Origin of the sequence: Bordetella ansorpii (assembly GCF_900078315.1) — a bacterium.
GTDB lineage: Bacteria > Pseudomonadota > Gammaproteobacteria > Burkholderiales > Burkholderiaceae_B > Bordetella > Bordetella ansorpii.
In genome coordinates, this window is the sequence record NZ_FKBS01000017.1 from 563,256 (window position 1) to 589,916 (window position 26,661).

General features: G+C 67.7%; 24 protein-coding genes. 21 read left to right on the plus strand and 3 right to left on the minus strand.

Going from position 1 to position 26,661, the window contains the following annotated elements:
* The first annotated feature begins 1 nt into the window (after window position 1).
* The 9 genes from A7W11_RS17525 (at window position 2) to A7W11_RS17565 (ending at window position 9,620) form a co-directional block, all read left to right on the plus strand.
* Entirely contained in the window at window positions 2–1,006 is a 1,005-nt protein-coding gene (locus A7W11_RS17525) for an ABC transporter permease (RefSeq protein ID WP_066415932.1), read from the plus strand.
* On the plus strand, window positions 1,003–1,842 hold the full coding sequence (locus A7W11_RS17530; protein WP_066415936.1) for an ABC transporter permease: 840 nt from the start codon (window positions 1,003–1,005) through the stop codon (window positions 1,840–1,842). The genes A7W11_RS17525 and A7W11_RS17530 overlap by 4 nt, the downstream gene beginning before the upstream one ends.
* Before the next feature lie 11 nt (window positions 1,843–1,853).
* Entirely contained in the window at window positions 1,854–3,533 is a 1,680-nt protein-coding gene (locus A7W11_RS17535; protein ID WP_066415944.1) for an ABC transporter ATP-binding protein, read from the plus strand.
* A gap of 19 nt (window positions 3,534–3,552) precedes the next feature.
* Window positions 3,553–3,849, plus strand: coding sequence for a cupin domain-containing protein (locus A7W11_RS17540; protein ID WP_066415947.1), 297 nt, complete (start codon window positions 3,553–3,555; stop codon window positions 3,847–3,849).
* An 8-nt stretch (window positions 3,850–3,857) separates the two neighbouring features.
* Window positions 3,858–4,916, plus strand: coding sequence for a histone deacetylase family protein (locus A7W11_RS17545; protein ID WP_066415949.1), 1,059 nt, complete (start codon window positions 3,858–3,860; stop codon window positions 4,914–4,916).
* Window positions 4,917–4,958: 42 nt separating this feature from the next.
* Window positions 4,959–6,230: a Zn-dependent hydrolase gene (locus A7W11_RS17550; protein WP_235816902.1), complete on the plus strand. Its 1,272-nt coding sequence runs from the start codon at window positions 4,959–4,961 to the stop codon at window positions 6,228–6,230.
* A 55-nt stretch (window positions 6,231–6,285) separates the two neighbouring features.
* Window positions 6,286–7,227: a DMT family transporter gene (locus A7W11_RS17555; RefSeq protein ID WP_066416251.1), complete on the plus strand. Its 942-nt coding sequence runs from the start codon at window positions 6,286–6,288 to the stop codon at window positions 7,225–7,227.
* Window positions 7,224–8,156, plus strand: a complete 933-nt coding sequence (locus tag A7W11_RS17560; RefSeq protein WP_066415952.1) for a 2-hydroxyacid dehydrogenase — start codon at window positions 7,224–7,226, stop codon at window positions 8,154–8,156. The genes A7W11_RS17555 and A7W11_RS17560 overlap by 4 nt, the downstream gene beginning before the upstream one ends.
* Window positions 8,157–8,255: 99 nt before the next feature.
* On the plus strand, window positions 8,256–9,620 hold the full coding sequence (locus A7W11_RS17565; protein ID WP_066415954.1) for an aspartate aminotransferase family protein: 1,365 nt from the start codon (window positions 8,256–8,258) through the stop codon (window positions 9,618–9,620).
* Window positions 9,621–9,708: 88 nt separating this feature from the next.
* On the opposite strand, the gene A7W11_RS17570 is transcribed toward A7W11_RS17565, so the two are convergent.
* A complete protein-coding gene (locus A7W11_RS17570; protein ID WP_066415958.1) occupies window positions 9,709–11,235 on the minus strand; it encodes a helicase HerA-like domain-containing protein in 1,527 nt (508 codons plus the stop codon).
* 144 nt (window positions 11,236–11,379) lie between these two features.
* Between A7W11_RS17570 and A7W11_RS17575 the strand changes: the two genes are divergently transcribed.
* The 7 genes from A7W11_RS17575 to A7W11_RS17605 all read left to right on the plus strand — a co-directional run bounded on the left by A7W11_RS17575 (window position 11,380) and on the right by A7W11_RS17605 (window position 16,881).
* Window positions 11,380–12,111, plus strand: a complete 732-nt coding sequence (locus A7W11_RS17575) for a YebC/PmpR family DNA-binding transcriptional regulator (RefSeq protein ID WP_066415961.1) — start codon at window positions 11,380–11,382, stop codon at window positions 12,109–12,111.
* 130 nt (window positions 12,112–12,241) lie between these two features.
* The gene (gene purD, locus A7W11_RS17580; RefSeq protein ID WP_066415964.1) at window positions 12,242–13,543 is read left to right on the plus strand and encodes a phosphoribosylamine--glycine ligase; all 1,302 of its coding nucleotides are present in this window, start codon (window positions 12,242–12,244) and stop codon (window positions 13,541–13,543) included.
* 16 nt (window positions 13,544–13,559) lie between these two features.
* Entirely contained in the window at window positions 13,560–14,474 is a 915-nt protein-coding gene (hemF, locus tag A7W11_RS17585; protein ID WP_066415967.1) for an oxygen-dependent coproporphyrinogen oxidase, read from the plus strand.
* A 64-nt stretch (window positions 14,475–14,538) separates the two neighbouring features.
* The gene (gene nadD / locus A7W11_RS17590) at window positions 14,539–15,189 is read left to right on the plus strand and encodes a nicotinate (nicotinamide) nucleotide adenylyltransferase (RefSeq protein ID WP_082887315.1); all 651 of its coding nucleotides are present in this window, start codon (window positions 14,539–14,541) and stop codon (window positions 15,187–15,189) included.
* 63 nt (window positions 15,190–15,252) lie between these two features.
* Window positions 15,253–15,648 (plus strand): ribosome silencing factor, encoded by a 396-nt coding sequence (gene rsfS / locus A7W11_RS17595; protein WP_066415979.1) that lies wholly within the window; start codon window positions 15,253–15,255, stop codon window positions 15,646–15,648.
* Window positions 15,649–15,657: 9 nt separating this feature from the next.
* Complete coding sequence (gene rlmH / locus A7W11_RS17600; RefSeq protein ID WP_066415982.1) at window positions 15,658–16,128, plus strand: 23S rRNA (pseudouridine(1915)-N(3))-methyltransferase RlmH; 471 nt, start codon at window positions 15,658–15,660, stop codon at window positions 16,126–16,128.
* A 129-nt stretch (window positions 16,129–16,257) separates the two neighbouring features.
* Window positions 16,258–16,881, plus strand: a complete 624-nt coding sequence (locus A7W11_RS17605; RefSeq protein ID WP_066415986.1) for a Maf family protein — start codon at window positions 16,258–16,260, stop codon at window positions 16,879–16,881.
* A 183-nt stretch (window positions 16,882–17,064) separates the two neighbouring features.
* Here the strand turns inward: A7W11_RS17605 and A7W11_RS17610 are convergent, their stop codons facing one another.
* The gene (locus tag A7W11_RS17610; RefSeq protein ID WP_066415989.1) at window positions 17,065–18,411 is read right to left on the minus strand and encodes a dicarboxylate/amino acid:cation symporter; all 1,347 of its coding nucleotides are present in this window, start codon (window positions 18,409–18,411) and stop codon (window positions 17,065–17,067) included.
* A gap of 285 nt (window positions 18,412–18,696) precedes the next feature.
* Between A7W11_RS17610 and A7W11_RS17615 the strand changes: the two genes are divergently transcribed.
* From A7W11_RS17615 to A7W11_RS17635, 5 genes are all read left to right on the plus strand, one after another.
* The gene (locus A7W11_RS17615; RefSeq protein ID WP_235816903.1) at window positions 18,697–20,694 is read left to right on the plus strand and encodes a sensor histidine kinase; all 1,998 of its coding nucleotides are present in this window, start codon (window positions 18,697–18,699) and stop codon (window positions 20,692–20,694) included.
* A gap of 82 nt (window positions 20,695–20,776) precedes the next feature.
* A complete protein-coding gene (locus A7W11_RS17620; RefSeq protein ID WP_412778737.1) occupies window positions 20,777–22,210 on the plus strand; it encodes a sigma-54-dependent transcriptional regulator in 1,434 nt (477 codons plus the stop codon).
* A 359-nt stretch (window positions 22,211–22,569) separates the two neighbouring features.
* Window positions 22,570–23,904, plus strand: coding sequence for an MFS transporter (locus tag A7W11_RS17625; RefSeq protein ID WP_066415993.1), 1,335 nt, complete (start codon window positions 22,570–22,572; stop codon window positions 23,902–23,904).
* Entirely contained in the window at window positions 23,901–24,920 is a 1,020-nt protein-coding gene (locus A7W11_RS17630) for a histone deacetylase family protein (RefSeq protein WP_066415996.1), read from the plus strand. Before A7W11_RS17625 ends, A7W11_RS17630 begins: the two co-directional genes overlap by 4 nt.
* Before the next feature lie 227 nt (window positions 24,921–25,147).
* A complete protein-coding gene (locus A7W11_RS17635) occupies window positions 25,148–26,119 on the plus strand; it encodes a LysR family transcriptional regulator (protein WP_066415998.1) in 972 nt (323 codons plus the stop codon).
* Window positions 26,120–26,164: 45 nt separating this feature from the next.
* Here the strand turns inward: A7W11_RS17635 and A7W11_RS17640 are convergent, their stop codons facing one another.
* Entirely contained in the window at window positions 26,165–26,572 is a 408-nt protein-coding gene (locus A7W11_RS17640; protein WP_066416002.1) for an Imm50 family immunity protein, read from the minus strand.
* Window positions 26,573–26,661 lie beyond the last annotated feature (89 nt).

Sequence of the window (26,661 nt, forward strand, 5' to 3'; positions counted from 1 at the left end):
CGTGCGTTTCCTGTCCTTTCTTGCCTCGCGCCTGGGCAAGGCCATCCTGGTGGTCCTGGGCGTGGTGGTCATCAACTTCTTCCTGATCAGGCTGGCCCCCGGCGACCCCGCCGAGGTGCTGGCCGGCCAGGCCGGCGCGGGCGACCCCGCTTTCGTGCAGCAACTGCGCCAGCAGTTCGGCCTGGACCAGCCCCTGCTGGTGCAGTTGGGCATCTACCTGAAGGGCGTGGCCACGCTGGACCTGGGGTACTCGTACCGCAGCCAGTTGCCGGTGCTCGATCTGATCCTGGAGCGCCTGCCCGCGACCTTCCTGCTGATGGCCTGTGCCTTCGTGTTCTCGCTGGTCCTGGGCGTGTTGCTGGGCGTGCTGGCGGCCCGCGTCCGCTACGCCAACAAACGGCGCTGGCTGGACAGCGGAATCATGACCGGCGCGCTGCTGCTGTACGCCACCCCGCTGTTCTGGCTGTCGCTGATGGGCATCCTGCTGTTCTCGGTGCTGCTGGGGTGGCTGCCGGCATTCGGCATGGAGACCGTGGGCGCCAATCTGCAAGGCTGGGAGCGCGCCTGGGACATCGCACAACATCTGGTGCTGCCGACCGTCACGCTGGGCTGCTTCTTCATGGCGGTCTACGTGCGGCTGACCCGCGCCTCGATGCTCGAAGTGATCGGCATGGATTTCGTCAAGACGGCGCGCGCCAAGGGCGTGCCGGCGGGCCGCGTGATCCGTTCGCACGTGCTGCGCAATGCCCTGCTGCCTGTCATCACGTTCGCGGGCATCCAGCTCGGACAGATGGCCGGCGGCGCCGTGCTGACGGAGACGGTGTTCGCCTGGCCCGGCATCGGCCGCCTGATGTTCGACGCGCTGCTGCAACGCGACTACCAGTTGCTGCTGGGCATCTTCCTGGCGACGTCGATCATGGTCGTCGTCTTCAACCTGATAACAGACATGGTGTATCGCTGGGTGGACCCGCGCATCGCCGCCGGCGGACACGGAGGCGCGGCATGAAACTGCTAGCCAAACGCTATGCCCGCAATGCGGGCGCCGTCATCGGCCTGGCGATCCTGCTGGCCGTGATCGTAGTGGCGCTGGCCGCGCCGCTGCTGTACGAAGAGTCGCCGTGGACCATGGTGGCCGCGCCGCTGATCCCGCCGTTCACGGATGCCGCCTACCCGTTCGGCACAGACATGCTGGGCCGCGACATCACGGCCGGCCTGATCTGGGGTGCGCGAGTATCGCTGCTGGTCGGCCTGCTGTCCACGGGCGTCGCGCTGCTGTTCGGTATCTTCGTGGGCACGGTCGCCGGCTACTGCGGCGGCCGCATCGACGATGCGTTGATGCGCTTCACCGAGTTCTTCCAGACCATTCCGCAGTTGGCCATGGCCGTGGTGCTGGTGGCCGTGCTGGGACCGTCGGTGTATTCGATCATGGGTGCGATCGCGGTGGTGTCCTGGCCGCCAGCTGCACGCCTGGTGCGTTCCGAGTTCATGACGCTGAAGCAACGCGAATTCGTGCAGGCGGCCATCGTCATCGGCCAGACGCCGGCACGCATCGTCTGGTCGCAGATCCTGCCCAACGCCATGGCGCCCATCATCGTCTCGGCGTCGTTCATGGTGGCCACGGCCATCCTGACCGAGTCGTCGCTTTCTTTCCTGGGCCTGGGCGATCCCAACATGATGAGCTGGGGATTCATGATCGGCGCGGCGCGCACCATGATTCGCGAGGCCTGGTGGATGAGCGTGTGGCCCGGCGTGTCCATCCTGCTGACCGTGCTTGCCATCAATCTGATGGGCGAAGGGCTGAACGACGCCCTGAACCCGCAGCTGCGCAAGCGCGGCGAATAAGGAGTCCTCCGTTGAACAAGTCCTCCGCTTTGTTGTCCATCCGCGGCCTGAGCATCGCCCTGCCGGAAGGCGGCGACCGCCCCTGGGCGGTGCGCGACGTCTCGTACGACATCAACGCTGGCGAGATTCTCTGCATCGTGGGCGAATCGGGCTCGGGCAAATCCATGAGCGCCAACGCCATCATGGGCCTGCTGCCCGGCTACCTGACGCCGCAGTCCGGGCAGATCCTGTTCCGTGGGGAGGATTTGCTGACCCTGTCCGAAGAACGCCTGCTGGGCATGCGCGGCAAGGACATCGCCATGATTTTCCAGGAACCCCTGTCGGCCCTGAACCCGCTGATGCCGGTGGGCGAGCAGATCGCCGAGGTGATGCGCGTGCATGGCATGGATGGACCGGACGCCGCCTTGCCGTCCCCTGACCAGACGCGCCCCCGGAACCGCGAGACGGCACGGCAACGACGCGTGCTGGAACTGCTGGATTTCGTCGGCCTGCCCGATCCCACCGCCTTGGCGCACGCCTATCCGTTCAGGCTGTCCGGCGGCCAGCGCCAGCGGGTCATGATCGCCATGGCGTTGGCCCTGGAGCCCGCGCTGTTGATCGCCGACGAACCCACCACCGCGCTGGACGTGACCACCCAGGCGCAGATCCTGGCGCTGATCGCCCGCATCCAGAAAGAAAAAGGCATGGGGGTGATGTTCGTCACGCACGATTTCGGTGTGGTGGCGGAGATCGCGCATCGCGTGGCGGTGATGGAGAAAGGCGTGCTGGTCGAGCAGGGAAGCGCCGACCAGGTGCTCAACCACCCCTCGCATCCCTATACTCAGCGCCTGATCGCCGCCGTGCCGCATCAGCGCGCGCACGCGCGCGCCGAGGCCTTGCGCGACAAGCCGGTGCTGCAGGTACGCGACCTGCGCAAGACCTATTCCCTGGGCGGCGGCCTGTTCAGCAAGAAGCGCGAAGTGCATGCCGTGGACGGCGTCAGCTTCGAGGCCCGCCGCGGCCAGACGCTGGGCATCGTCGGCGAATCCGGTTCCGGCAAATCCACCATCGGCAAATGCCTGCTGAAACTGGTCGGCATCGATGGCGGCGAACTGATCTTCGATGGCCGCGACATCGCCAACCTGCCCGAAGCCCAGTTCCGGCCGCTGCGCAAAGAGATCCAGATGATCTTCCAGGATCCTTTCGCGTCGCTCAATCCACGCCACTCGGTGGGCCGCATCATCAGCGACGGCCCGGTGGCCAATGGCGTGCCCCGGCCGCAGGCCGACGTGCGCACGCGCGAACTGCTGGAACTCGTGGGCCTGGACCACTCCGCCTTCGACCGCTATCCCAACCAGTTCTCCGGCGGCCAGCGCCAGCGCATCGGCATCGCGCGCGCGCTGGCGCTGGAGCCCCAGGTGCTGGTGGCCGACGAGTCGGTCTCCGCGCTGGACGTCTCCGTGCAGGCCCAGGTGCTGGCGCTGCTGCGCGAGCTGCAGCAGAAGCTGCGCATCGCGTTGATCTTCATCACGCACGACCTGCGGGTGGCGGCGCAGATCTGCGACGAGGTGCTTGTCATGCATCGTGGCAAGGTCGTCGAGCACGGCAGCCCCGCGCAGATATTCGACCGCCCGCAACATCCTTACACCCGGCAACTGATCGCCGCCATCCCCGGCCAGCACTGGGCCCCCACGCAGGCGCGCATCGCCTGAGTCCCTTCCGAGGAGAACCATGACACGCCCCGCCGCCGTCCCCACCGTGCAGATCGACAACGAACAGGTCCGCGTCACCGAATGGCGCTTTCCGCCCGGCGCCGAAACAGGCTGGCACCGCCACGGCATGTATTACGTGGTAGTGCCGCAGACCACGGGCGAACTGTTGCTGGAAACGCCGCAGGGCGAGGTCCGCAGCGCACTGACCACCGGCGTGGCCTACAGCCGTCCGGTGGGCATCGAGCACAACGTCGTCAACCCCAACGACAGCGAATTCGTATTCGTCGAGATCGAACTGAAGGCGACCGAGGCCTGAACCACGACATGAAGGCATTTTTCTCAGAAGACCAACTGCTGCACACGCCGCAGCAGTTCATGCGCGCCGGCCGCATCAGCAGGCCGACCGACGTGCCCGCGCGTGCCGAAACCCTGCGCGCCATGCTGTCCAGCCGAGGCATTGCGCTGGCCGCGCCTCCCGACTATGGCCGCGATCCGCTGGACGGCGTGCACAGCGCGGCCTACCTGGACTTCCTGGAGCACGCGTACGAGCGCTGGCAGGCGCTGCGCGGCCAGGGGCCCGAACCCGGCATCGAAGTCCTGCCCAACCTGTCGCCCTATGGCGGCAGCACGACCCCGCACGCGCGCCGGCCGCCCTGCCCCTCGCCCTCGATCATCGCGCAGGCCGGCTACTACCTGGGCGATCTCTCCTGCCCCATCGGTCCGCACACCTGGCGCGCCGCGCTGCGTTCCACCCACAACGCAGTGGCCGCTGCCGACCATGTGCTGCAGACAGGTGATCTGGCTTACGCCCTGTGCCGTCCTTCGGGCCACCACGCGCACCACGACCGTGCGGGCGGCTTCTGCTACCTGAACAGCTCGGCCGCCGCCGCTCAACGGCTGGCGGACGCGCTGGGCCGCGTGGCCGTGCTGGACGTGGACGCACATCATGGCGACGGCACGCAGAACATCTTCTATTGCCGCGACGACGTCTACACCGTGTCCACGCACGCGGACCCCGCCGGCTACTACCCGTTCTACTGCGGCTACGCCGATGAGCGCGGCGCGGACGCGGGCGCGGGCTGCAATCTGAACCTGCCCTTGCCGCACGGCACCGACGGCCAGGCCTATGGCGCCTTCCTCGAACGCGCGCTGGCGTCCGTGATGCAGTACCAGCCGCGCGCCCTGGTGCTGGCCCTGGGTTTCGACACCTACAAGGACGATCCCATCAGCGTCCTGCGCTTCGACATGGCGACCTACCGCGACATTGGCGCCCGAGTCCGCGCACTGGGCCTGCCCACGGTCGTCGTGCAGGAGGGCGGCTATCAGGTCGACAGCATCGGCCAGGCGCTGGACGCCTTTCTGCAAGGCATGGCGGCCGCCTGACGGCCCGCGCATAACAACATTTTTTCCGAGACGAGCATCACCATGAATACCGACATCGACATGCAAGCCCCGCTCTCCATCAACGGCCAACGGCTATGGCAGTCCCTGATGGACCTGGCCCAGGTCGGCGCCACGGAAAAAGGCGGCAATTGCCGGCTGGCGCTGACCGACCTGGACCGCCAAGGCCGTGACCTGGTCGCCGGCTGGATGCGCGAGGCCGGGCTGGAAGTCAGCGTGGACCAGATCGGCAATATCTTTGGCCGCCGCGCGGGCCGCGATCCCTCGCTGCCGGCCGTCTGCACGGGCAGCCACATCGACACCCAGCCCACCGGCGGCCGCTTCGATGGCTGCTTCGGCGTGATGGCCGGCCTGGAGGTAATGCGCACCCTGCAGGAACGCGGCATCCAGACCGACTCCGCGCTGGAGCTGGCCATCTGGACCAACGAGGAAGGCAGCCGCTTCGCGCCCTTCATGATGGGATCGGCGGTGTACTGCGGCAAGTTGCCGCTGGAGCAGGCACTGGCCACCGCCGACAGCGAGGGCAAGCGCGTGGGCGACGAACTGCAGCGTATCGGCTATGCCGGAGACTGCCCCGTGGGCCAGCGCCGCTTCGGCCATTATCTCGAAGCCCACATCGAACAGGGTCCCATTCTGGAAGCCGAGGACACGGTCATCGGCGCCGTGACCGGTTCCCTGGGCATGTACTGGTACGAAGTGGTCGTGACGGGCATGGAGGCCCACGCCGGCCCCACGCCCATGCCGCTGCGCCGGGACGCCCTGTACGCCTCCACCTTCATCATGCAGGAAGTCGTGCGGATCGCGCTGGACCATGCGCCGCACGGCCGCGGCACGGTCGGGTCGGTGCAGGTCCATCCCGGCTCGCCCAACGTCATTCCCGGCGCCGTCACCTTCACGGTGGACATCCGCCACGAGGACGCCGCAAGGCTGGCCGGGATGAACGCCCGTTTCCACGAGATCGTGCGCGCCGTGGCATCCGGCGAACGCACCGGGCACGAGATGCAGGTCCAGGTGCGCCAGACCGCCTACTTCCCGCCCACGCCCTTCGCGCCGGAGCTGGTCGAGGCCGTGCGCGGCCAGGCGCGCGCGCGCGGCTACTCGGCCATGGACATCGTGACCGGCGCGGGCCACGACGCCGTGCACATCGCCGGGATCGTTCCCACCGCGATGATCTTCGTGCCTTGCAAGGACGGCATCAGTCACAACGAGATCGAGGATGCCGATCCGAAGCACCTCGAAGCCGGCGCCAACGTGCTGCTGGGCGCGATGACCCGGCTGGCGGGCGTCGCGCCTTGAGCCCGGTGGCGTGCATGCCCGATTGCGCGCACGCCTTTTCGAGTCCGAGGATGCCGTGAGCGCCCCGCCCCTCTCTTCTTCCGCCGACGCCGCCAGGCGCACCGGCATCGCCTGCTTTCTGCTGGCGCTGCTGGCCAACGCCCTGTTCGACGCCGGCGCCAAGCACCTGCTGGAGACCTATCCCGCGCCGTTCCTGAACGTGATGCGCTACGTCACGGTGACGACACTGGGTCTGGCGCTGCTGATGCGGCAACGCAGGCTGCCCGCGTGGTCCACCCTCCCGCACAAGCCCATCCTGCTGGCCCGGGGGCTGGCGCTGGCCACGGTCGGCACCTGCTTCATGACCGCGCTGATCTGGATGCCGCTGTCCGAGGCCACGGCCATCTATTTCACGGCGCCGCTGATCATGGTGATCCTGTCGCCGTGGATGCTGGGCGAACGCGTGCACGCCGCGCAATGGCTTTCCGTGGCCATCGGCCTGTGCGGCATGCTGTTGATCGTGCGGCCAGGCAATGCGCTGCCGCCCCTGGGCACGGCGCTGATGGTGATCTCGGCCGTGTGCTACGCCGTGTTCCAGCTGCTGACACGCCGGCTGGCGGGCGCGATCGACCCCCGGGTGCAGTATCTCTGCGCCGCACTGACCTGCCTGGCAGCCACCCTTCCGCCAGCGATCCTGTTTCCGCCGCCCACCTGGCCCGATGCGAGCGACTGGCTGCTCATCATCGGCCTGAGCGCCATCAACGGCGGCGCGCAGGTGCTGTTCCTGACGGCCTTCCGCCACGTGGACGCGGCGACGCTGGGTCCCCTGAATTACCTGCAGTTGCTGATGGCGGTGCTGCTGAGCGCGACGATCTTCCATCGCCCGCCCGATATACTGGCCATGGCGGGCATGGTCATGATCGCCGCGGCGGGCATCCTGCTGGTCAAGCGCCCCGTGCGCGCCGCGCGCATGGCCCGCCCCCCTTTCAAGACCTCTTCCCCCAAAGACCCCACGTGAAAATCATCTGCTGCTCCCAAACGCTGCCGGATCGCGATGTCTGGCCCGAACTCCTGTCGAAGGCGCTGCCCGAGGCCGACGTCGTGCACTGGGACGAGAACTCGCCCGTGCAGGATGCCGACCTTGCCGTGGTCTGGCGCCCGCCCGCTGTGCTGTTCGAACGCGAGCGCAAGCTGCGCGCCGTGTTCAACCTGGGCGCGGGCGTCGATGGCCTGTTGAAACTGTCCACGCTGCCACCCGATCTGCCCGTGGTGCGCCTGGAGGACGCCGGCATGGCAGTGCAGATGTCGGAATACGTGGTCCACTTCCTGACCGGCGCCTGCCGTCAGTTCGATGCCTACGCCGCGCAGCAACGCGCCGGCGTGTGGCAGGCGCTGCCCGAACTGCGCCGCGAGCAGTGGCCCGTCGGGATCCTGGGCATGGGCGCGCTGGGCGGCCATGTCGCACGCACGCTGCAGGCGCTGGGCTACAACGTCGCGGGCTGGTCGCGCAGCGGCCAGGCGCCCGAGGGCGTGCAGGCCTTCGGCGGCGTCGAGGCGCTGCCGGCCTTCCTGGCCCGCACGCGCGTGCTGATCAACCTGCTGCCGCTGACCCCCGACACAGAGAACATCCTGCGTCGCGACACCCTGTCGCAACTGCTGCCCGGCGCGCACCTGATCAACCTAGCGCGCGGTTCCCACCTGGTCGAAGAAGACCTGACCGCACTGCTGGACAGCGGCCACCTGTCCGGCGCCACGCTGGACGTGTTCCGCGAGGAGCCGCTGCCGGCTGGCCACCCGTTCTGGGCCGACAGCCGCATCTCGATCACGCCGCACATCGCGGCGGCCAGCCTGCGCCGCGAGACGGTCGAGCAGATCACCCACAAGGTCCGCGCCCTGATGCGCGGCGAGCCCATCACCGGCGTGGTGGGCCGCGACCGCGGATATTGATCGGCGCGCAAGGCGCGCGGATTGGCGGATAATGGTTGACGAATCAAGCGCGCCGGCTTGCGGCGCGCGTCAAACACCCGCCCATCCGGATCCCGCGCCATGACATCGCTCAGCCCCGCCCAGCAGCAAGACGTCCAGTACCACCTGCATTCGTACACCAACGCGGTCAAGCACCGTGCGGTCGGGCCACGCGTGATCGAGCGCGGCGAAGGCATCTACGTGTACGACGACCAGGGCAACCGCTATCTGGAGGCCATGTCCGGCCTGTGGAGCGTGGCCGTGGGCTTCGGCGAGCCGCGCCTGGCCGAAGCCGCGCACCGCCAACTGAGCAAGCTGCCCTACTACCACACATTCACGCACAAGTCGCACCCGGCCGTCATCGAACTGGCCGAGCGCCTGATCGGCTACACCGAAGGCCGCATGTCCAAGGCCTTCTTCACCAACTCGGGATCCGAGGCCAACGACACCGTCGTCAAGCTGGTCTGGTTCTACAACAACGCGATGGGCCGCCGCGACAAGAAGAAGATCATTGCGCGCCAGCGCGGCTACCACGGCGTCACCGTGGCCTCGGCCAGCATGACCGGCCTGCCCGGCAACCATAAAGACTTCGACCTGCCGCTGCCGCAGATCTTCCACACCGCCTGCCCGCACCACTACCGCAACGCGCTGCCCGGTGAAAGCGAAGAGGACTTCGCCAGCCGCCTGGCCAACGAGCTGGACGCGCTGATCCTGCGCGAAGGCGCCGACACCGTGGCCGCCTTCATCGGCGAACCCGTCATGGGCGCGGGCGGCGTGGTCGTGCCGCCGCGCACCTACTGGGAGAAGATCCAGGCCGTGTGCCGCAAGCACGACGTGCTGGTCATCGCCGACGAGGTCATCACCGGCTTCGGCCGCCTGGGCACGCGCTTCGGTTCGGAACGCTTCGGCATCGAGCCCGACATCCTGGTGCTGTCCAAGCAGATCACCTCGTCGTACCAGCCGCTGGGCGCCGTGCTGATCAACGAGCGCGTGGCCGGCCCCGTGGCCGAACACAGCGGCAAGCTGGGCACCTTCGGCCACGGCTACACCGCCAGCGGCCATCCGGTGGCCACCGCCGTCGCGCTGGAAAACCTGAAGATCATCGACGAGCGCAACCTGATCCAGAACGCCGCCGACATGGGCGCGCTGATGCACGAACTGCTGCGCGGCTATGCCGACCACCCGCTGGTGGGCGAAGTGCGCGGCGTGGGCCTGATCGCGGGCGTGGAACTGGTCGCCGACCGCGCCACCAAGCGTCCCTTCGATCCCGTGGGCCGCGCCGGCGGCTACGCCTACGAACGCGCGCACGACCACGGCCTGATCGTGCGCGGCATCGGCGACACCGTCGCCTTCTGCCCGCCGCTCATCATTCAGGAAGCCCAGGTGCGCGACATGGTGGACCGCTTCGGCCGCACGCTGGAAGACGTGGCGAAGCACGTCGGCTGAAGAGGCCAACCGGGACAGCGAAGAGGCCCAGCGGCCGGACAATCAGCTGATGTCGCGCGGCCGCGCGGTCCGTGCCGGCAGCGGCGCCTTAGCGCCGGCGCGATCCCAGCAACGACCCCAGCACGCCCCGCACCAGTTCGCGCGCCACCGAGCGCGCGGTGCTCTTGGCCACCGACTGCACCACGCCATCGCGCCGGCCGCCGCGCGGACCCACCGAGCCGAACAGCACTTCGTTCACGCTCTTCATCAGACCGCCTTCCTCTTCCTGGGGCGCGGCAGGCGTGGGCGCCGATGAGGGCGTGCGGCCAGCCCCGCTGCTGCCCGCCGGCACGTCCGAAGCCGCCCGCGCCGTCAGCACCTCGTAGGCAGATTGACGGTCGATGGCCTGCCCATACCTGCCCGCCAGCGTGCTGCTCTGCCGCAGCGCCTGCCGTTCGACGTCCGTGGCCGGGCCGATGCGGCTGCCCGGCGGCATGATCCAGGCGCGCTCGGTGGGCATCGGCCGGCCCTTCTCGTCCAGCAGCGACACCAGCGCCTCGCCCACGCCCAGCTCGGTGATGGCGGCCTCGATGTCCAACCCGGGATTCGGCCGCATGGTCTGCGCGGCCGTGCGCACCGCCTTCTGGTCGCGCGGCGTGAAGGCGCGCAGCGCATGCTGCACGCGATTGCCCAGTTGGCCCAGCACGGTATCGGGAATATCCAGCGGATTCTGGGTGACGAAATACACCCCCACGCCCTTGGAGCGCACCAGGCGCACCACTTGCTCGATCTTCTCGAGCAAGGCCTCGGGCGCGTCCTTGAACAGCAGGTGCGCCTCGTCGAAGAAGAACACCAGCTTGGGCTGTTCCACGTCGCCCACTTCGGGCAGTTTCTCGAACAGCTCGGCCAGCAGCCACAGCAGGAACACGCCGTACAGGCGCGGCGCCTGCATCAGTTGGTCGGCGGCCAGCACGTTGACGATGCCGCGGCCCTGCGCATCGGTGCGCATCAGGTCGGCCACGTCCAGCATGGGCTCGCCGAAGAACTGGTCGGCGCCCTGCGACTCCAGGCGCAGCAGGCTGCGCTGGATGGCGCCCACCGAGGCCGAGGACACATTGCCGTAGCGCGTCTTCAGTTCGCTGGCGCGATCGGCCACGTTCTGCAGCATGGCACGCAGGTCTTTCATGTCCAGCAGCAGTTGGCCCTCGTCATCGGCCACGCGGAACACCAGGGTCAGCACGCCTTCCTGCGTGTCGTTCAACTCCAGCATGCGCGACAGCAGCAGCGGGCCCATGTCGGAGACGGTGGCGCGCACCGGCAGTCCCTGCTTGCCGAACACATCCCACAGCGCCACCGGGCTGGCGCCCCAGGCCGGCTCGGGCAGGCCCAGCTTCTGCAGGCGCTCCTGCAGCTTGGGCGAGTTGGCGCCCGCCTGCGAAATGCCGGTCAGGTCGCCCTTGACGTCAGCCAGGAATACCGGCGTGCCGATACGCGAAAAGGCCTCGGCCATCACCTGCAGCGTGACCGTCTTGCCGGTGCCGGTGGCGCCGGTGATGCAGCCATGGCGGTTGGCCAGGGCGGGCAGCAGCGCCAGCTCCGCCCGGGCGTTCCGGGCGACGATGAGAGGGGCGATCATGGGCGTGGACTCCAGAGTGACGGGATGCGGTGGCGCAAGTGTAGACGCCCCGTGCGTGGCGCGCGCGACACACTCCTGACGGCGCGGCCAGGTCGGGCAGGCTAAAATAGCGTTCTTTGACACCATTATTAGATAAGAGTAACCATGGCCGGACACAGCAAATGGGCCAATATCCAGCACCGCAAGGGCCGCCAGGACGCCAAGCGGGGCAAGCTCTGGACCAAGATCATCCGTGAGATCACCGTTGCCGCCCGTGCCGGCGGTGCCGATCCGGATACCAATCCGCGCCTGCGTCTGGCCTGGGACAAGGCCACCGACGCCAACATGCCCAAAGACAACGTCCAGCGCGCGATCCAACGCGGCGCGGGCGGCGCCGACGGCACCAATTACGAAGAAGTCCGCTACGAAGGCTACGGCATCGGCGGCGCAGCGGTCATCGTCGAGTGCATGACCGACAACCGCACCCGCACCGTGGCCGAAGTTCGCCACGCTTTCGCCAAGAACGGCGGCAACCTGGGCCAGGAAGGCTCGGTCGCGTTCATGTTCAAGCATTGCGGCCAGTTCGTGTTCGCCCCCGGCACCTCCGAGGACACGGTCATGGAGACCGCCCTGGAAGCCGGCGCCGAAGACGTCGCCACCGATGAAGAAGGCGTCATCGAGGTCCTGTGCGCCCCGGCCGACTACGCCGCCGTGCGCCAGGCCTTCGAGGCCGCCGGCCTGAAGGCCGAGGTCGACGGAATCATCCAGAAGGCCCTGAACGAAACCGAACTGGCCGGCGAAGACGCCGTGAAAATGCAAAAACTGCTCGACGCCCTGGAAGGCCTGGACGACGTGCAGGACGTCTACACCAACGTCGTGTTCGACGAAGCGCAATGAAGCGAGCGGCGCTGCAGCGGCCAGGGGAGCCGCGCAACGCTGGCGGACCAGCCTGGCCGGCGCGTACCGGCCGGGCGACTATTCCACTACGGGCCGAAGTGGCAACTTCAAGCATCACCACATTACTCTCATGAAACTCCTGGTTATCGGCTCGGGCGGCCGCGAACACGCTCTCGCCTGGCGGCTCGCACGTTCGCCGCGCGTCCACAAGGTCTATGTCGCCCCCGGCAACGGCGGCACCGAGCAGGGCGACCTGCTCGAGAACCTGGCCCTCACCACCCCTGAAGAACTGGCCGACTTCGTCCAGCAGAACGGCGTGTCGCTCACCGTGGTCGGCCCCGAGGCCCCCCTGGCCGCCGGCGTGGTCGACGTGTTCCGCGCGCGCGGCCTGAAGATCTTCGGCCCCACCCGCGCCGCCGCCCAGCTCGAAAGCTCGAAGGACTACGCCAAGGCCTTCATGATGCGCCACGGCATCCCCACGGCCGCGTACGCCACCTTCACCGATCCGGCACAGGCGCATGCCTACGTCGACCAGCAAGGCGCCCCCATCGTCATCAAGGCCGACGGCCTGGCCGCCGGCAAGGGCGTGGTGGTCGCCATGACCGCCGAAGAAGCCCACGACGCCATCGACGCCATGCTGGGCGACGGCTCGCTGGGCGCCGCCGGCGCGCGCGTGGTCATCGAGGAATTCCTGGTCGGCGAAGAAGCCAGCTTCATCGTCATGTGCGATGGCCGCAACGTGCTGGCCCTGGCCACCAGCCAGGACCACAAGCGCCTGCAGGACGGCGACGCCGGCCCCAACACGGGCGGCATGGGCGCCTACTCGCCCGCCCCCATCGTCACGCCGGAACTGCACCACCGCATCATGCGCGAGATCATCCTGCCGACCGTGCAGGGCATGGCGCGCGACGGCATTCCGTACACCGGCTTCCTGTATGCCGGCCTGATGATCGCCCCGGGCGACAGTCCCGACCGCACCATCAAGACGCTGGAATTCAACTGCCGCATGGGCGACCCTGAAACCCAGCCCATCATGATGCGCATCAAGAGCGACCTGCTGGACGCGCTCGAGCACGCCGTGGAAGGCACGCTGGACCAGGCCGACATCACCTGGGACCGCCGTACCGCGCTGGGCGTGGTGCTGGCCGCGCACAACTACCCCGGCACGCCACGCACCGGCGACGTCATCAACGGCCTGCCTGCCGATGCCGACGACGTCATGGTCTTCCACGCCGCCACCAAGCGTGAAAACGGCCAGGTGCAGACCTCCGGCGGCCGCGTACTGTGCGTCACGGCGCTGGCCGACTCGATCCGCATCGCGCGCGACCGCGCCTACGAGACCGTGTCGGCCGTCCATTTCGATGGACGCCAGTACCGTACCGACATCGGCTGGCGCGCGCTGAAGCCGTCGCAACAGAAGCCGCGTTCGTAGTCCCATCGCACCGCCCATGACCGACGCCGTCTCCGCCACCGCCGTCCACGACTATTTCACCGGCCTGCAAACACGTATCGTGCAAGCCCTCGAACAGGCGGGCGGCGAGTCTTTCCGCACCGACCAGTGGCAGCGCGAGGAAGGCGGCGGCGGCATCTCGCGCCTGATCGAAGACGGCCAACTGCTCGAACGCGGCGGCGTGCTGTTCAGCCACGTCATGGGCACGCGCCTGCCGCCTTCGGCCAGCGCGCACCGGCCCGAACTGGCCGGCCGGCCCTGGCAGGCCATGGGCGTGTCCATGGTGCTGCACCCACGCAATCCGCACGTGCCCACCACGCACATGAACGTGCGCATGTTCCTGGCCGCGGCGCGCCCGGGCCACGACGAGCGCGACGTGTTCTGGTTCGGCGGCGGTCTCGACCTCACGCCCTACTATCCCCGCGCCGAGGACGCCCGGCACTTCCACCAGGCCTGCCGCGACGCGCTGGCGCCGCACGGCCCCGACTACTACCCGCGCTACAAACGCTGGTGCGACGAGTATTTCTTCCTGAAGCACCGCAACGAAACGCGCGGCATCGGCGGCATCTTCTTCGACGACCTGAACGAACCGGGCTTCGATGCCTCGTTCGCGCTGGTGCGCTCGGTGGGCGACAGCTTCCTGGGCGCCTACCTGCCCATCGTCGAGCGCCGCCGCGACCTGCCCTACGGCGAACGCGAACGCGATTTCCAGGCCTATCGCCGGGGCCGCTACGTCGAGTTCAACCTGGTCTACGACCGCGGCACGCTGTTCGGCCTGCAGTCGGGCGGCCGCACCGAATCGATCCTGCTGTCGATGCCGCCCGTTGCCCACTGGCGCTACGACTGGCAGCCGCAGCCCGGCACGCCTGAAAGCGAACTGGCCGCGTATCTTTCGCCTCGGGAATGGGTATGACCCAGGGGTGTCGTATTCCGATGCGCGCGCTCCTCACGCAGGCATGCCGCGCCAGGACTGCCGCATGAGCACGCCGGGCATCACCGGGAATACGCCAGGACAAGATGGCGCGTCCGGCAGCCGCCGCGCTGACAGCCGTATCGGCCTGCTGGGCGGCAGCTTCGACCCCGTGCACGATGCCCACATCGCGCTGGCCCAGGCGGCCATGCGCGCGCTGGCGCTGGCCGAGGTCCAACTGATCCCGGCCGCCAATCCCTGGCAGCGCGCGCCGCTCAAGGCCGCGCCCGAACACCGCCTGCGCATGCTCGAGCTGGCCGTCGAAGGCCATCCCGGCCTGGCCGTCAATCCGATCGAGATCACGCGCGGCGGCGCCACCTACACCATCGACACGCTGCGCGCCCTGCCGGCCGGCCAATACGTCTGGCTGCTGGGCGCCGACCAACTGGCCAACTTCTGCACCTGGCGCGCCTGGCAGGACATCGCCGCGAGGGTCGACCTGGCCGTTGCGGTGCGCCCCGGCACCGCCCTGCACGTGCCGGACGAACTGGCCGATTGGCTGCAAGGCCACGGGCACGTCCTGCAGGAACTACCGTTCGCGCCCATGGACGTGTCGGCCTCCGGTATCCGCGACCGGCTGGCGCATGGCGCGCCGGCCGCCAGCATGCTCGACCCGGCCGTCGCCGACTACATCGCGGCGCACGGCCTTTACCGTTAAGTCTGTCCCCCTATTGCACGAAGGATGCCCGAGCGTCCTGCGTGCGGGTTATATTTGGAACACATGGATATTCAAAAACTACAGCGCGCCGTCATCGATGCCCTCGAAGACGTCAAGGCGCAAGACATCAAAGTCTTCAACACCACGCACCTGACCAGCCTGTTCGATCGCGTGGTGATGGCCACCGCGACCTCCAACCGGCAGACGCGTGCCCTGGCCGCCAGCGTGGCCGATTGCGGCCGCGCCCTGAAGCTCACCGGCATCACGATCGAAGGCGAAGACACCGGCGAATGGGTCGTAGTCGACCTGGGCGACATCGTCATCCACATCATGCAGCCCGCCATCCGCCAGTACTACAACCTGGAAGAGATCTGGGGCGACAAGCCGGTGCGCGTGAAGCTGCTGCCTGAATCGACGGCCCGCTCGGCCATGTTCAGCAGCGGCGACGAACCGGCGTAATCCCCGCCCATGAAACTCATCGTACTGGCCGTCGGCACCCGCATGCCCGGCTGGGTCGAGACCGCCTGGGACGACTACGCCCGCCGCCTGCCGTCCGATTGCGCGCTGGAACTGCGCGAGATCAAGCCCGAACCCCGCACCACCGGCAAGACGCCGGCCCAGATGATGGCCGCGGAAGCGCGCCGCATCGAGGCCGCGTTGCCGTCGGGCGCGTTGCGCCTGGCGCTGGACGAACGCGGACGCGACCTCACCACCATGGCGCTGTCGCAGCAGCTCGAACACTGGCGCTCGGGCGGCCGCGACGTCGCCTTCCTGGTGGGCGGCCCGGATGGCCTGGACGCCGCCTTGAAGGCTTCATGCGACGGCCTGCTGCGGCTGTCCTCGCTCACCCTGCCGCATCCCATGGTGCGTGTGCTGCTTGCCGAGCAACTCTACCGCGCCTGGGCGATCATGGCCAATCACCCGTATCATCGCGCCTGACGCCTTGCGCGGCCGGATACACGCACGCCCGGCCCGGCAGATGGCCGAGCCGCATCCGCGCTCCTGAACCGGGCATGCCGGTTCACGGCTTGGCCAGGCGGCGCCCTATCCCTCCCTGCGCATTCCTATATGTCCGACGCCCCCACGCCCGCCTCCGCTCCCCGCCTGTACCTGGCTTCGGCCAGCCCGCGCCGCCGCGAACTGCTGCAACAGATCGGCCTGGCGCACGACGTGCTGCGCGTGCCCGCGCCGCCCGGAGAGGACGAACCGCAACTGGCCGGTGAAAGCGCCGCCGACTATGTGCGACGCACCGCGCGCGACAAGGCGCAGCGCGCGGTGGCCTGGATACGCGACCAGCATCTGGCCACGTTGCCCATCCTGGCGGCCGACACCACCGTCATCCTGGACGGCGCCGTGCTGGGCAAGCCCGCCGACCGCGCCGATGCGCTGCGTATCCTGCAAGCGCTGTCCGGCGCCGAACATGAAGTGCATACCGCCGTGGTGCTGGCCGTCGATGGCCAACTGCACGAAGCGCTGTCCGTCACGCGCGTCGGCATGCGCGCGACCAGCCAGGCCGAACGCGAACGCTATTGCGACAGCGGCGAGCCGTTCGGCAAGGCCGGCGCCTACGGCATCCAGGGCCTGGCCAGCGCCTTCATCGCCCACATCGCCGGCAGCTACAGCGGCGTGATGGGGCTGCCGCTGTTCGAGACCGCCGCCCTGCTGGCGCGGGCGGATATCCAGATCCCCTGATCGCGCAAAGGCCATGCGCAAAGCGAGTTCATGGCGTCGCCGCCGACCGCCTGCCACAGATAGACGGCGCCTGCGCGCCGGGCTCCGCATACCGGACACGCAAAAAAGAAGGGCCGGTCATCCCGGCCCTTCTGCTTCCCGCTGCCTCGTGAGCAGCGGGACCTTGCTCTGTGCGTCTACGCCTTACGCGTGGCTCACGCTCGGTTGAGCGGGCATGGCGGCGGGCTCGTCCAGCGGCAGCGCATTGCCGGCCATCGCGGCATCCAGGCGTTCCTTATCCAGTTCGCCTTCCCAGCGGGCCACGACGACAGCGGCGGTGGCGTTGCCGACCAGGTTGGTCAGCGCGCGGCATTCGGACATGAAGCGGTCCACGCCCAGGATCAGCGCCATGGCGGCCACCGGGATGGTCGGCACGACCGACAGCGTGGCGGCCAGCGTGATGAAGCCCGCGCCGGTGACGCCGGCGGCGCCCTTGGAGCTCAGCATCGCCACCAGCAGCAGCAGGATCTGGTCGCCCAGCGACAGCGGGATGTCACACGCCTGGGCGATGAACAGCGCGGCCATCGTCATGTAGATGTTGGTGCCGTCCAGGTTGAACGAATAGCCGGTCGGCACGACCAGGCCCACCACCGACTTGGCGCAACCGGCACGCTCCATCTTCTGCATCAGCGTGGGCAGCGCGGCTTCGGACGAGCTCGTGCCCAGCACCAGCAGCAGTTCTTCGCGGATGTAGCGGATCAGGCTGAAGATCGAGAAGCCGTTGTAGCGCGCCACCGCACCCAGCACGATCACCACGAACAGCAGCGCGGTCAGGTAGAACGTGCCGACCAGCATGGCCAGGTTGATCACCGAACCGATGCCGTACTTGCCGATGGTGAAGGCCATGGCGCCGAACGCGCCAATGGGCGCCGCGCGCATCAGGATGGCCACCAGCTTGAACACCGGCGAAGCCAGCGCCTGCAGGAACGCCGTGACCGGACGGCCGCGCTCGCCCACGATGGCCAGCGAAATGCCGAACAGCACCGCCACGAACAGCACCTGCAGGATGTCGCCCGATACGAACGGGCTGACGATCGTGTTGGGGATGATGTTCAGCAGGAAGCCGGTGATAGTGGAATCGTGCGCCTTGTTGACGTAGTCCTGCACCGCCTTCGAATCCAGCGACGCCGGGTCGATGTGCATGCCGGCGCCCGGTTGCACCACGTGACTGACGATCATGCCGACGATCAGCGCCAGCGTCGAGAAGATCAGGAAATAGATCATGGCCTTGCCGACGACACGGCCGACCTTCTTCAGGTCGCTCATGGCGGCGATGCCGGTGGTCACCGTCAGGAAAATCACCGGCGCGATGATCATCTTGACCAGCTTGATGAAGCCATCGCCCAGCGGCTTCATGGCTTCGCCCCACTGCGCGTGGAAGTGACCCAGCAGGATGCCCACCACGATGGCGAACAGGACCTGCACATACAGGATCTGATAGAACTTCTGCTTGCGAACGGGCGTAGCGTCGCCCTGGCTGACGTCGAGCATTGGGAATGTCCCCACCAAAAGCCGGATCCGGCCTGTTTCCAGGCGCATGGACCGGATGTTTTTTTCAAAGTCCCTTGCCGCACGGCGGGCGCGGCATCCACGATGCTTACGCAAGCCGCGTGCCAGAAATTTTGTGCACCGCAACAGTGCATTAAGCCCTTGAAAGGTGCGGAACTTTTTTAAGACGCTTCCGAATGGCGCCTGGCGGCCGAGCGGAATTCCGCACACCGTCAAGGTAGAATGTGCGGAATTCCACACAGCACGCGCGGCGCCGTTTACGCACGCATGTCCAAAAATTTCCCATCCCCGCCGGCCGATCCCGTCAGCCGCGACGCGCATGCCGCGGCGCCGCTCAGCACCGCGCCGCCGGAACACGCTACCCCCCGCAGGATGCGCGCCGCGCTGCTCCTGCTGGCCGTGCTGGCGCTGGCGGCCTGGCTGGTGCACCGGGCCGGCGTCTGGGGAGCCGACCGCGCCGTCCAGGAGCTCGCCACGCACGCCCGCGCCGCCGCCCAGCTCAACACCGTGGCCCTGCGCAGCAGCCTGGACAAATTCCGCTCGGTGCCCTTCGTGCTGGCGCAGGACCCCGAGGTGCGCGCCACGCTGCTGGCGCCCGAGCCCGAGCGCATCCTGCAACTGGACCACAAGCTCACGGCGCTCAGCCGAGGCGTGGGCGCCTCCGCCATCTACCTGCTGGACATGACGGGCCTCGCCATCGCGGCCAGCAACTGGAACGAGCCGGCCACCTTCGTGGGCGTCGACTACCAGTTCCGGCCGTACTTCCGGCGCGCGGTCAGCGAAGGCGAGGCCGAGTACTTCGCCCTGGGCACCATCAGCCACGAACCCGGCCTGTACCTGTCGCGCCGCATCGCCAACAGCGCCGGCAAGCTGTTGGGCGTGATCGTGCTGAAGATGGACTTCACCATTCTCGAGCGCAACTGGGAGGCCCTGGAAGACGCCCTGTTCATCACCGACGGCAACGGCGTGGTGCTGATGGGCAACGTGCCCGACTGGCGTTTCCGTGCCACGGGGGCACTGCCCGAGGCCACGGCGCGGGCCATGCGGGCCGACCAGCAGTTCGGCGATGCGCGTTTCGAACCGCTGCCCGTGACGTTGCCTTCGGGTTCGCAGGATGCCGGCACGCTGGTCCGTGCGCGCGCAGCCCTGCGCAGGCAACCCGCGGGGGCACGGTTGCTGCATACCGCGTTTCCGGTAGTCAGTTCGGACCGTTGGACGCTGCACACGCTCTCCCCCGTACAGCCGGCCATCGACCGTGCGGCAGCCAACGCCCAACTGGCCACGCTGCTGGCACTGACGGCCTGCGGGCTGTCCGCCGGCCTGTACATCTACCTGCGCACCCGCGCGCGGCGCCGCACGCATGCCCAGGCCGTCGTGCGCGCCGAGCTGGAACACCAGGTGCAGCAACGCACCGGCGAACTGCGGCGCGCCAATACCGAGTTGCAGGCCCTGATCGACGAACGCCAGCATGCCGAGGCGCGCCTGCACCAGATGCAGGACGAGCTGGTGCAGGCCAACAAGCTGGCGCTGCTGGGCCAGGTGGCCGCGGGCGTCGCGCATGAGATCAACCAGCCTGCCGCGGCCATCCGGGCCTACGCCGACAACACGGCCGAGTTCGCCCGCCGCGGCCAGGACGCCGCGGTGCTGGAGAACCTGCAGACCATCGCCGCGCTGACCGAACGCATCGGGGGCATCACCGGCGAATTGCGCGCGTTCTCGCGCAAGGCCGCCGCCAGCGTGGCGCCCATCCCGCTGGACGACGCCCTCGAAGGCGCCCTGCTGCTGGTGGGGCCCCGCATCACGCGGCAACGCGTGCTGGTGACGCATCCCGGCCGCCAACCGCAACTGAAAGTGCTGGCGGATCGCATGCGCCTGGAACAGGTCTTCGTGAACCTGCTGCAAAATGCGATGGATGCGCTGCAGGACAGCGGCGATCCGCGCATCGACATCCTGATCGACGTGCACGGCCAGACGGGCGAGCCGCCGCGGGCATCCAACGGCCTGGCCGCCCAGCGCCGCGCCGGCGCGACGGACCAGGTGCTCATCCACATCCGCGACAACGGCCCTGGCCTGGCCCCCGAACTGCGTGAGAAACTGTTCACCCCCTTCCAGACCACCAAGCCCGAAGGGCTGGGACTGGGCCTGATCATCTGCCGCGACATCCTCACCGAATTCGGCGGAGGCCTGCATGCCGCCGATGCCACGCCGCATGGCGCCATCTTCACCGTTACCCTGGCCGCCGCCCCGGCAGGCGAGCCCGCATGACGGCCCGCCACGCCCCGTATCTCCCGGATGCGCCTCGGGCTCGTCCCGTCACGCGGTTCGCCGCCGCGATCGCCAAGCACGTATGACCCCAGCACACACACCGCCTGCTTTCCTGGACATGCCCGCCGCCTGTCCCGTCACGCTGGTCGATGACGACGCCGACCTGCTGCGCGCCACCGCCCAGACCCTCATGCTGCATGGCTACGACGTGCACGCGCACGGCAACGCCGAAGCCGCGCTGGCACAGTTGGACAGCAGCTATGCCGGAGTGGTCGTCACCGACGTGCGCATGCCCGGCATGGACGGCCTGGCGTTCTTCCGGCACGTGCGCAGGCTGGACCCCGATATCCCCGTCATTCTCATCACCGGCCACGGCGACATTCCCATGGCCGTGCAGGCCATGCGCGACGGCGCCTACGACTTCCTGGCCAAGCCCTACCCGTCGGACATGCTGCTGGCCGCCATCGGCCGAGCGGCCGAGAAACGGCGGCTGCTGCTGGAGAACCGGCAACTGCGCCAGACGGCACGGGAAACCGATTTCGACGAACTGGCCTTCATCGGCGCCACGCCGGCCATGCAACGCATCAAGGACACCCTGCGCCACGTTGCGGGCGCCGACGTGGACGTGCTGATCGAAGGCGAGACCGGCACCGGCAAGGAAGTCGTGGCCACCGTGCTGCACCGCCTGAGCGGACGGCGCGACCGGCCGCTGGTCGCCATCAACTGCGGCGCCCTGCCCGAAACCGTGATCGAAAGCGAACTCTTCGGCCACGAACCCGGCGCCTTCACCGGGGCGCAGAAAAAACGCATCGGCCGTATCGAGCACGCCGGCGGCGGCACCCTGTTCCTGGACGAGATCGAAAGCATGCCGCCCGCCGTGCAGGTCAAGCTGCTGCGCGTGCTGGAAAGCCGCCAGGTCGCGCCGCTGGGCACCAACGAGGTTCGCGACGTGGACCTGCGCGTGGTGGCCGCCGCCAAGGTCGACCTGGGCGATCCGGCCATGCGCGCGCAATTCCAGTTCCGCGACGACCTGTATTACCGGCTGAACGTCGTCACCGTGCACCTGCCGCCGCTGCGCGAACGGCGCGAGGACATCCCCCTGCTGTTCGCGCACTACGTGGGACTGGCCGCCCGGCGTTTCCGGCGCGACGTACCCGCGCTGTCCGGCGCGGTACGCAACCATCTGATGCACGACGACTGGCCCGGCAATATCCGCGAACTCGCCCATTACGCCGAGCGCTTCGTGCTGGGCGTTTTACCTCCCGCCGCGAATGCCGATGCCGACACACCCTCGGGCGAACCCCCGACGCTGCACCAGCGCGTCGAGCGCCACGAAGCCCACCTGATCCGCCAGGCCCTGGCCGAGAACGGCGGCGATGTGCGCGCCACGCTGCATGCGCTGGGCCTGCCCCGCAAGACGTTCTACGACAAGCTGCGCAAGCACGGCATCGACCGGCAATCGTATGCCGCCGGTTCGCCAGGGCGCGACGACCCGGAGGCCCTGCGCAATTCGTGACGCTGCCATGCCGAGCATGGCGGCCGCCGGCCTGCGGCGCCGTCTGGCACCCCCGTACTTTCACTAATACGGGCGGGCGGCGGGTCATCCGGCGGGCGTCGCGGCAAGGCCATGCCCTGGGGGTTTCATTCGAGCGCCACCGAGCCGCAAGCCAATGATCCATAAAAGAATTTTCGAGCAGGCAGGACATTCCGGGATCCCGCCGTCTAGCGGGCACAGCCCATTCGTATAATCCAGACAAATGCCGAGAATAAATAATTAGAATTTTTCTTATGGATCGGAGCAGACGTATAAAAGTGGCCGGCCACCCTGCAATCCCGCCGGCCGAACCACACCGCACTGCATCGAGAGAGAAAGAAATGAAGGGGAATCCCACCACGGCGACGCACCAGCCCGTCCGCGCCTCCGTCGCCGCATTCGTCGGCACCATGATCGAGTGGTACGACTTCTACATCTACGCCACCGCCGCCGCGCTGGTGTTCGGCAAGCTGTTCTTCCCCTCGGCCGACGGCTTCTACGGCACGCTGGCCGCCTTCGGCACCTTCGCCGTCGGCTTCTTTGCACGTCCCTTCGGCGGCGCCGTGTTCGGCCATATCGGCGACCGCATCGGCCGCAAGAAGTCGCTGATCATCACACTGCTGATGATGGGCACGGTCACCGTGCTGATCGGCCTGTTGCCCACCTATGCCTCCATCGGTATCTGGGCGCCGATCCTGCTGGTGCTGCTGCGCCTGGTGCAGGGCATCGCCGTGGGCGGCGAATGGGGAGGCGCCGTGCTGATGGCCGGCGAACACTCGCCCGACAAGAGCAAGCGCACCTTCTTCGCCTCGTTCGCGCAGTTGGGCAGCCCGGCCGGCCTGATCCTGTCGATGCTGATGTTCAAGCTGGTCACCTCGCTGGACGACGCCGAGTTCATGAGCTGGGGCTGGCGCGTGCCGTTCCTGTTCAGCGCCGTGCTGCTGATCGTGGGCTTCGCCATCCGCATGAGCGTGCAGGAATCGCCCGACTTCCTGGCCGAGCAGGAAGCCCGCGCCCAGCGCGCCGCCGCGAAGGAAGAAGAGAAGGTGCCGCTGTTCGAAGTGCTGCGCGGCGCACCCCGCCTGCTGGTGCTGGCCGTCGGCGCCAACGTGCTGGGCATCGCCGGCTTCTACTTCACCAATACCTTCATGCTGGCCTACACCACGCAGTACGTGGGCCTGACCCGCGCCGTCATTCTCGACTGCCTGCTGCTGGTCTCGGTGATGCAGTTCTTCATCACGCCGCTGTCCGCGTACATCGCCTCGCGCATCGGCAACCGCCGTTTCCTGCTGATCACGTCGTTCATTTCCTTGTTCACACCCTACGCCATGTTCAACCTGGTCGACCAGGGCACCCTGCTGTCCCTGACGCTGGGCGTCGGCGTGGCCGTGATGTTCATGGGCGCCTACTACGCCGTCATCGCCGGGTACGTCAGCGACAGCTTCCCCACCCGCATCCGCTACACCGGCATCTCCATGGCCTATCAGCTGTCCGGCGCCATCTTCGGCGGCCTGACCCCGATGCTGGGCACCATTCTTGCCCAGAAGTTCGCGGGCCAATGGTGGCCGCTGGCCCTGCTGTTCAGCGTCATCGCCCTGCTGTCGATGCTGTCGGTCGCCTTCCTGACCGATCCCAAGGCCGGCACGCAACCTGCAAACTCCACGGTACGAGCATGAAGACTTTCTACCATCCCGATCAGAAGCTGCATCACCCGCAAACCTACTTCTCGCGCGGCAAGATGCGCACACCGCAGGAAGTGCCGTCCCGCCTGGACGCGCTGGTCGAGGGCGTGCGCAAGCTGAAGTTCGACGTGATCCAGCCGGCCGACGCGGGTGCCGCCGCCATCGGCGCCGTGCATGCCCTGGACTACCTGCGCTTCTTGCAGGACGCCCATCCGCGCTGGAAACAGCTGCCCGATGACTGGGGCGACGAAGTCGTCTCCAACGTGTTCGTGCGCGAGCCCAACGCCCTGCGTGGCGTGCTGGCCCAGGCCGCGCGCTACCTGGCCGACGGCAGTTGCCCGGTCGGTCCCGACACGTGGCGCTCGGCCTATTGGGCCGCGCAGTGCGCCATCAGTGGCGCGCAGGCCCTGCTGGATGGCGACCGCCAGGCGTATGCCCTGTGCCGACCGCCGGGCCACCATGCCCGCCGCGACGCCGCGGGCGGCTTCTGCTACCTGAACAACGCCGCCATCGCCGCGCAGATGCTGACGGCGAAGTACAAGCGCGTGGCCATCCTGGACACCGACATGCACCATGGCCAGGGCATCCAGGAAATCTTCTACGAGCGCCGCGACGTGCTGTACGTCTCCATCCACGGAGACCCGGAGAACTTCTATCCCGTGGTGGCGGGTTTCGAGGACGAGCGCGGCGCCGGGGACGGCTACGGCTACAACCTCAACCTGCCGATGCCGCACGGCTCGCCGGAACCGGTGTTCTTCGACCGCCTGGACCAGGCGCGCCGCGCCATCGAGCTGTTCCAGCCCGACGCCCTGGTGCTGTCGCTGGGCTTCGACGTCTTCGAGAAAGATCCTCAGGCCATGGTGGCCGTCAGCGCCAACGGCTTCGAACGCCTGGGCCGCGCGATCGGCCAGTTCAGCGTACCGACCGTCGTCGTGCAGGAGGGCGGCTACTATATCGAGGGCCTGGAAGACAACGCCGAGCGATTCTTCAACGGACTGGCCAGCGTGTAAGGCCGGCCGGCTCGCCCAGGTTGACCGGAAAGGCGGCCCAGGCCGCCTTTTTTGCGAGCGTACGTGGGGCGTGTCGGCTGCGCTTGCGCGATCTGCGCCGGGTCGTATTAAGTAAGCCTTCGGGAATCCTTCGCGTACGATGCCAGCTTCCCGGCCGGCTATCTGGACGCATCGCTTCCCACCTGCCGCCCTGCCCCACCGGCCACCTCTTTGCCGATCCGCCTGATATGCCCAACGCTGCCGCGCCCATCAAGACCGTTTCGCCCCTGGCGCCCGAGCGCCTGGACTGGAACCTGCTGCGCACGTTCATGTTCGTGGTGCAGGAACGCGGCATCAGCCGCGCCGCCACCGCGCTGCACCTGAGCCAACCGGCCGTCAGCCAGGCGCTGAAGCGGCTGGAAGACGCCGTGGGCGGCACGCTGCTGTATCGGCGTCATGGAGAGTTCAGGCTGACGGGCCTGGGCGAAGCGCTCTATGGCATCGCGCGCGATATGTACGGGATGGTGGCGCGCATCGACGAGGCCGCCGCGCAGGACGAAGGCGAGATCGCCGGTACGTTGCGCCTCATGCTGATGAGCAAGATCCAGAGCGCGGCCTACGACGAATTCCTCATGCAGTTCCACCGCCGCTATCCGAAGATCGAGTTCTATGTCGATGTCATGCAGAGCGCCTTCATCCTCGATGCGCTCAGCAAGCGGATTCCTGCCCTGGGCATCTGCCTGTGTCGCAAGGCCATCGACAGCCTGGAGCGGCGCATTTTCATGCGCCATCGCTACGTGATGGTGTGCGGGCGCAACCACCCGCTTTTTTCGCGCCGGAACATTCAGGTCGAAGACCTGCTCGACCAGAACTTCGTCAGCTTCGCCAGCGACCAACTGGGCGACACCCTGTCCCCGCTGACGATCTTCCGCGATCAGCAAGGCTTCACCGGCCGCATCGTGGGCACGTCGCCTTATGTGGAAGAGATCCGGCGCATGGTCATCGCCGGGATGGGGCTAAGCTGCCTGCCCGAACACATGATCCGGCAGGACATGCTGGCGGGCGATCTGAAGCGTGTGCTGCCCGATGACGTCATGGCGGAAATCGATGTGTTCCTGACTTGGCACAAACAGCGCAAGCTGTCGCTGGCGGAACAGACGTTTCTCAGCGCATTCGAACGCTTCCTGGAAAGAACGCCGATCGAGATGCGGGCGGGTTGAAGGCCCCACCCTTGTCAGGCGGATTGCCTCGGGCCCGGACTGTCTTCAAGCCAGCGACAGAATCTGGCCGACCTCTGCGTGTGCGCAGCGGACCGCGCCACCCACACCCCAGTCCGACACGATTTCGACGGCGATCAAGGTGCCGCCCGATTGGCTGAAGTCGATCAGGTCGAGAATGTTCTGTTCATTGAAATCGTACAAGGCCAGGTGCTCGATATCGTGCATCACCAGCTCGATCAGCGCACTGTGGCTGCCCTGGCCGGATGCCGCGGCGATTTCCTCGCCATGGTTGGCCCGCACGTGCACGAAGAGATTGGCGGTCGTCGAGGGCGCCTGCCCCGGCAGTGCCCGCGCCACGGAGAAAGAAACGACCTCCGCGCCATGAAAGGACGGCCAGCACCCGAGCATTTCAATCACGCGTTCCGCTCCGGGGATCAATGCCTTGATGTCCATGATTCGATTACCTCGTAGTGGTGTCGGCCTTTTTCGAGCGTCCAAAGCAAAACCCCGCAGACGTTGTGTCTACGGGGTTTTGGGGATAA